The following is a 7,075-nucleotide window of genomic DNA, read 5'->3' on the forward strand; positions in this document are numbered from 1 at the left end:
GATCGACCCTGCGGATCGAGCTCGGGTGCGAGCGGGTGGTCCATGCCGTGCGAGCGGCCGGTTTCTCAGGCCTCCCGCACGTCGAGCAAGATCTTGCCGATGTGGCCGGAGGCCTCCATCTCGCGGTGTGCGCGTGCCGCGTCCGCCAACGGGTAGCGCGAAGCCACCACCGTCCGCACCTTGCCTTCGTTGATCCACGGCCACACGCGCTCGCGGACCTGCGCCACGATCCGGGCCTTGTCCTGCAGGGAACGGGCGCGCAGTGACGTCGCGATCACTCTGCCTCGCTTGGACAGCAACTTGCCCAGGTCGAGCTCACCCTTGCGTCCACCGAGCAGGCCGATGACGACCAGGCGTCCGCCGGGCGCGAGCGCGTCGAGGTTGCGTTCGAGATATTTGGCCCCGACCACGTCCAGGACGACGTCGGCACCGCGGCCATCGGTCGCCTCCTTGAGGACCTCGACGAAGTCCTCTTCGCGGTAGTTGATGAGGAGGTCCGCACCCAGCTCCCGGCAGGCCTCGAGCTTGTCCGCAGACCCTGCCGTCACCGCGACGCGCGCGCCGAGAGCCTTGGCGATCTGGATCGCCATCGTCCCGATCCCGCTGGAGCCGCCATGGAGGAGGACAGTCTCGCCCTTGGCGAGGTGCGCCTCGTCGACCAGGTTGCTCCAGACGGTGCACGCCACCTCGGGCAAACCGGCCGCGTCCGCGACCGCGACTCCACCAGGGATCGGGAGGAGCTGGCCGACGGGCACCGCGACAGCCTCGGCGTAGCCGCCGCCGGAGAGCAGGGCACAGACCTCGTCGCCGACGACCCAACCGGCGTCTTGAGTGCCTGGGCCGAGTTCGGCGATGCGACCGCTGACCTCCAGGCCCAGCAGCGGGGAGGTGCCGGGCGGCGGCGGGTAGTAACCCAGCCGCTGCTGCACGTCCGCCCGGTTGACCCCGCTAGCCACCACCTCGACCAGCACTTCTCCGTCCGCGAGCACAGGCTCGGGGACGTCCGCCTCGACCAGGACGTCGGCGTTTCCAGGCTCGGTCATTGTGATAGCTCGCATGGGGACGACGCTAGCCCAGCCCTCGAGCCTCAAATCTGCGCCCTCAGACCTCGACGCCGGTCGACTGTCCGTCCGATCCAGCTGGCGGTGCCACGAACTCCGCCAGGAAAGCTGTCAGCAGCCCTGCGGACTGCTCCCGCGGCAGCATCTCGATCAGGGCGAGGACGGACGCCAGATCCAGCTCGCCACCGGCTCGAGCCGCGGCGGCCAGCTGGGCGGGGTCCGGGATCGCGCCAGCAGCCTCGGCCCTCTCGGGGGCACCGCGGACCTCGTCCGCAGCAGCGATAAGCACCGGGATGAGCTCCGCCAGGACACGCTCGGTGACCGGCGTGATCGTGAGATGAGTCGAGCGGGGGATCAGCCCGAAGGCCGGCTGCCCTTGGAGGACGAAGCCAGCCCGGGCGACCGCTGTCGCCCAGGCGTGGGGGTCGACGGCGTCGGCGCGGACAGCGCCGGAGGTGTCCAGATCAGCGGCCACGGCGAGCAGCGGTCCCACCGGCTCGCCCAGGATCCGCAGGCCGTCGATCGACTCGACGGCCGCGCGCACGGCGGCGGTGGCCCGGACGGTAGGGCGAGTGAGCTCGACATACCCTCCAGGCCCCAAGGCCTGGACGACGGCCCAGGCGGCCGCTAGCGAAGTGGCTGACCGCGATCCGAGCAACGTCGGGTTGACCACGGGATAACCCGGCCAGTCGGTGAGCGCGAAGTAGCGGGCGCGGTCGAGCGCAGGGTCGGAGAAGAGGAGCAGCGAGGCGCCCTTGGGAGCGAAGCCGTATTTGTGCAGGTCGGCGCTGATGCTCGTCACTCCGGGGACGGCGAAATCCCATGGCGGGAGGGGGTCGCCACCGGCAGCGCCCCACCAGGGCAGCACCCAGCCGCCGATGCAGGCATCGACGTGGCAGGGGAGGTCGCGGGTGCGCGCGGCTGCCGCGACCTCGACGATCGGGTCGAGCACGCCGTGCGGATAGGAGGGTGCCGAGACGACAACCAGCGCCAGGGCATCGCCCGCCGCATCCATTGCCTCGACCATCTCGGCCACGCTCGGCACCCCCGTGGCCGCGTCGACGGGGACCAGGATCAGGTCCAGGTCGAAGAGATGAGCCGCCTTGTGGAAGGCCGCGTGTGCCGAGGCGGGGAGCACGATCAGCGGACGGACCGTCCCTGGCTGGGCACCGGCGGCGTGCCTTCGCCGCCACTGTTCACGCGCGGCCAGAACGGCGAGCAAGCAACTCTCGGTGCCGCCGGAGGTCACCGAACCGGTCGCCGTCGGACCGTGCAGCATCTCCCGCGCAAACCTGACTAGGTCGCTCTCGAGGCGCGCGACGGAGGGGAACGTGGTCGGGTCGAGCCCGTTGACCGCCTGCACTGCGGCGGCCGCCGCCCCGGCGAGCGCGTCGAGCTCAGGGCGCCCGCTGTCGTAGACGTAGGAAAGCACTCGTCCACCGTGGGTGGGGGCGTCGTCGGTGAGGTAGGCAGCGAGCCGAGCCATCACCTCGTCCGGGGTCTGGCTCGTCGCTGGGTCTGTCCTCTTCGCTGGGTCCCGGCTCGTTGCTGATTGCCCGCCCGTCGCTGATTGCTGACTCGGCCTCATCGTTGGGGTGCTCCGATCTGCTTGCTCGCTGCTTCTGGCTCGTCATATCGGCGCAGGAGAAGCAGGCTGGCCAGGGCGAGGAAGGCCGGCACTGCGGAGAAGGCCAGCACGATTCCCAGGTGCGCTGCGGCGGGCTGGCTGGCCGCCTCGCCCGGGCCGCTGGAGACAAAACCGCCCGCCGCCAGCATCAGCAGCACCAGCACCGGGCCACAGGCGAAGCCGGCCGTCTCGCCGGCGGTCCACAACCCGCTCATCGCGCCACCCCGCTCACGCCCCGCCGTGCTGATGACGTCGGGCAGCATCGCGAGCGGAAACAGCTGCATCCCGGCATAGGCCACGCCAGCCACCGCGACGGCGCCGTAGACCCACCACGACGGGGCGACCGGCAGCGCGATCAGGCTCAGCGTCGCCACGACAAACAGGACCGTCGCTGCCGTGAGCCCGCGCGCTTTGCCGAAGCGGGCCGCATACCTGGTCCACAGCGGCATCACCACCAGCGCCGGACCGACCAGCGCGACGAAGAGGAAGGTGAGGGCGGCCTGCGACCCCAGCGTGTAGGTCGCGACGTACTGCGCCGCCGCGAGCATCACCCCGGTCGCCACGGCCTGGAGGATGAAGACGCCGAGGAGTATGCGGTAGGTGGCGTGTTCGCGGAGGGTGCGCAGGCCTTCTCGGTAGCCGGACATCGCTGGCTGCGAGGACGTGGGCTGGGGTCGGCGACCGCGGACCCCGGAGACGCAGGCCATCATCCCGGCCAGAAGGACGGCCGCCACGACCACCCCCATGAGCAGGTAGCCGACGTGGCCACCGCCAGCGAGGTCCCGCAGCGCTGGACCTCCGGCGCCGATCAGCAGGATGGTCAGCGCCAGGGTGGCGATCCGCCAGCTCAGCAGCCGGGTGCGTTCGTGGTAGCCGTTGGTCAGATCGGCCGGCAGCGCGATGTAGGGCACCTGGAAAAGGCTGAAGGACGTGGTCGCGAGCAGGAAGGCCACCACCACCCAGATCGCGGCCGCCCCGGGCGACAGCGCGGCCGGCGCTGCGAAGGTCGCGATGAAGCCGATCGGGAGGGTGAGCGCACCGAGGGCCATCAGCCGGGTCCGCGTCTGGCGGGTGCGAGCCTCTCGGTCCGAGAGTGCGCCGACGGCGGGGTCGATCAGGACGTCCCAGACCTTGGGCACGATCACCACGACCGAGGCCAGCAGCGCGGGGACGGCGAGGGTGTCAGTGAGGTAGTAGGCCAGCACCAGCCCGGGGAGGGTGCTGAAGCCGCCGGTGCCGACGCTGCCGGCGGCATAGCCAGCGACGGCGCGTCGGGGCACGTGCTCGCCGCGCGTGACATCGGACGTCGTCATGGGCCGACCCTAGTCCTCGCTGCAGCGGTGGGCGGCTGACCGCGATGACCGATCCGACGCGAGATCTCCTCTGCCGCCCTGCGTGCCTGGGTCGCGAGGTCGGTGCGCAGCTCGGGCGTGAGCAGCTCCTCGGGTGCAGTCACCGCGACGGCCGCGACCGGGTGGCCGCTATGGTCCAGGACCGCTGCCGCGACCGAGTCCATACCTGCGGTCACAAAGCCCTCCTCCACGGCATACCCCCGGGCCCGCGTCTGTGTCAGCAGCAGCCGCAACGTCGACAGGGAGCGCGGTCCGGTCCCGTGCCTTTGCACGAAGGCGTCTGTGGAGGGGAAGAGCGCTCGGACCTGGGCGGCCGGCAAGGCGGCGAGGATGGCCAGCCCGGTGGCGGTGAGCGAGGCGGGGAGGCGGACACCGACGTCGGAGACCAGCGAGGGCCGACCCGCCACTCGCTCCTCGATGACGTAGATGACGTCCTTGCCGTGCAGGACACCGAGATGGGCGTTGTGACCGGTGCCGTCGGCTAGGCGCGTCAGGACCGGGCGGGCCAGCCGCTGCAGCGGGGCGTGCCGCGTGTAGGCAGACCCGAGCTCGAACGCCGCGACCCCGAGGCCGTAGCGCTTCTCCTCGGGGAGGTGGATCACGAAGCCACGCGAGGTGAGCACCTTGAGCAGGTGATAGGTGGAGGAGCGAGGGAGCCCCAGCTCTCGGGAGATGGTCGCCGCAGCGAGCGGGGTCGCGTGCCGCGCGAGCAGCGTCAGCACCGCGAGGGTGTGCTCGGCCGCTGGGGCGTTTGCGCTGGCCATGGCGCCAGTATGGCGAGTCGGCGGCGGCTAGGCTATGACGATGGAGGACGTGGAGCTGCGCTCGTTCTGGGACGACGCGAAGATCCGGGCCGGGCTCAACCCGGCGGACGGCTACTTCGGCCGCACGGCTGCGGACACCGTGCTGCCAGCCGCCTGGTCCTTCGGGGACACCCCCGAGGAGGCCGACCGCCTCCTGGACCTGATGTTGCAGGGCCGGCGGACGGCCACGTCGAGCGCTGCCTGGGAGTATGACGACGAGCTGCCCGAGGCTGGCGTGCTCTCGATCGTGCTCGATGGTGACGAGCACCCTCGGGCACTGATCGCCTCGACGGAGGTCAGCGTGACGCGCTTCGGCGACGTCGACGAGGCGCATGCCCGTCGCGAGGGGGAAGAGTCGCTGGAGTCCTGGCGCCGCACCTATCGCGCCCTCCTCGCGCGTCGAGCACCCGAGGGGGTGACCGTGGACGACGACACGCAGGTGGTCCTGGAACGCTTCACGGTCCTGGTGCCGGTCAGCGCCGCCCACGCGGCCAAGCGGGCGGGATTGGACTAATCTCCCATCCTCGACCCCGTATGCAGTCTGTCATCTGAGACACATCTGTCGCCCGGGGACTCGCGCTCCGTCGGCGCAGGGTGTGAACTCAGGTCATGTCCCGACTTCCTGCGCCCGATTCCCCTCCCGAGGTCGCCGTCGACGTCGGCCCGTTGAGTGCCGCCGAGGTCGTCGCCGTCGCCCGGCACGGCGCGAAGGTCCGACTCACGGTTGCTGCGGTCACGGGCATCGCCGCGACCCGGAAGATCATCGAGGACCTGGCCAACGACACGGTGCCCCACTACGGCATCTCGACCGGCTTCGGTGCCCTGGCCACGACAAGCATTCCCACGGAGAAGCGCGCGCAGCTCCAGCGCAGCCTGGTCCGCAGCCACGCGGCCGGCTCTGGCCCCGAGGTTGAGCGCGAGGTCGTCCGCGCCACCATGCTCCTGCGCCTGTCCACCCTGGCGACCGGGCGCACCGGCGTGCGCGAGGAGACCGCCCAGGCGTATGCGGCCCTCCTCAACGCCGGCATCACGCCGGTCGTGCGTGAATACGGCTCACTCGGCTGCTCCGGCGACCTCGCCCCGCTGGCGCACTGCGCGCTCGCGGTCATGGGCGAGGGTACGGTCCGGGTCCACGGACCGCGGAGCGACCCCGCAGAGCCGGGTCAGCTGATGCCGGCTGGCGACGCGCTGGCCGCGGCTGGCATCACGCCGGTCCAGCTCGCAGAGAAGGAGGGCCTGGCGCTGATCAACGGCACGGACGGAATGCTCGGCATGCTGATCCTCGCTCTGCACGACCTGCGGACCCTGCTGACCACCGCCGACCTGGCCGCCGCGATGAGCGTCGAGGGGCAGCTGGGCACGGACGACGTGTTTGCCGCGGATCTGCAGGCGCTTCGCCCGCACCCAGGACAGGGCGTCGCGGCCGAAAACTTGCGCGCCGCGATGGCCGACAGCCAGATCCGGGAAAGTCATCGGACCGAAGACTGCACCCGAGTGCAGGATGCCTACTCGCTCCGATGCTCGCCGCAGGTCCACGGTTCGGCACGGGACACCGTCGACTACGCGGCGGTGGTGGCCGACCGCGAGCTGGCCGCCGCGATCGACAACCCCGTCGTGACCCTCGACGGTCGCGTCGAGTCCAACGGCAACTTCCACGGCGCCCCGGTCGCGCACGTGCTCGACTTCCTGGCGATCATCGCCGCGGACGTGGCGAGCATCTCCGAGCGTCGGACCGACCGCTTCCTTGACGTGGCGCGCAATCAGGGATTGCCGCCCTTCCTTGCCGACGACCCGGGCACGGACAGCGGCCACATGATCGCGCAATACACCCAGGCCGCCATCGTCTCCGAGCTCAAGCGGCTCGCCAGCCCGGCAAGTGTCGACTCGATCCCGAGCTCGGCCATGCAGGAGGACCACGTGTCGATGGGCTGGGGTGCGGCGCGCAAGCTGCGTCGCAGCGTCGACGGGCTGGCCAGGGTGCTGGCAGTGGAGGTCCTCACCGCAGCTCGCGCCCTGGACATGCGCGCACCGCTCGCCCCCGCTCCGGCCACCGCTGCCATCGTTGCGCTGTTGCGCGAGAACGGCGTCCAGGGGCCTGGGCCAGATCGTTACCTCTCACCCGAGATCGAGACCACGGTCGATCTGGTGCTCGACGGCGCCGTCCGAACGGCCGCCGAACGCCATACCGGCCCCCTGCACTGACCAGCACGACCGTTCGGACTGACCAGCACG

General features: G+C 71.0%; 6 protein-coding genes. 2 read left to right on the top strand and 4 right to left on the bottom strand.

The window, feature by feature from the left end:
• Positions 1–65 precede the first annotated feature (65 nt).
• The 4 genes from Q4P07_RS13640 to Q4P07_RS13655 form a co-directional block, all read right to left on the bottom strand.
• A complete protein-coding gene (locus Q4P07_RS13640; protein ID WP_303375465.1) occupies positions 66–1,058 on the bottom strand; it encodes an NAD(P)H-quinone oxidoreductase in 993 nt (330 codons plus the stop codon).
• A gap of 43 nt (positions 1,059–1,101) precedes the next feature.
• Positions 1,102–2,547: a pyridoxal-dependent decarboxylase gene (locus Q4P07_RS13645; protein WP_303375466.1), complete on the bottom strand. Its 1,446-nt coding sequence runs from the start codon at positions 2,545–2,547 to the stop codon at positions 1,102–1,104.
• 98 nt (positions 2,548–2,645) lie between these two features.
• A complete protein-coding gene (locus Q4P07_RS13650; RefSeq protein WP_303375467.1) occupies positions 2,646–4,001 on the bottom strand; it encodes an MFS transporter in 1,356 nt (451 codons plus the stop codon).
• Complete coding sequence (locus Q4P07_RS13655; RefSeq protein WP_303375468.1) at positions 3,998–4,804, bottom strand: IclR family transcriptional regulator; 807 nt, start codon at positions 4,802–4,804, stop codon at positions 3,998–4,000. Before Q4P07_RS13655 ends, Q4P07_RS13650 begins: the two co-directional genes overlap by 4 nt.
• Positions 4,805–4,844: 40 nt before the next feature.
• On the opposite strand from Q4P07_RS13655, the gene Q4P07_RS13660 reads away from it, so the two are divergent.
• Both Q4P07_RS13660 and hutH read left to right on the top strand, forming a co-directional pair.
• A complete protein-coding gene (locus Q4P07_RS13660; protein WP_303375469.1) occupies positions 4,845–5,357 on the top strand; it encodes an ASCH domain-containing protein in 513 nt (170 codons plus the stop codon).
• Positions 5,358–5,452: 95 nt separating this feature from the next.
• Positions 5,453–7,045: a histidine ammonia-lyase gene (hutH, locus tag Q4P07_RS13665; RefSeq protein WP_303375470.1), complete on the top strand. Its 1,593-nt coding sequence runs from the start codon at positions 5,453–5,455 to the stop codon at positions 7,043–7,045.
• The last annotated feature ends 30 nt before the right edge of the window (positions 7,046–7,075 follow it).

It is taken from the genome of Ornithinimicrobium sp. (genome assembly GCF_030537745.1).
GTDB lineage: Bacteria > Actinomycetota > Actinomycetes > Actinomycetales > Dermatophilaceae > Ornithinicoccus.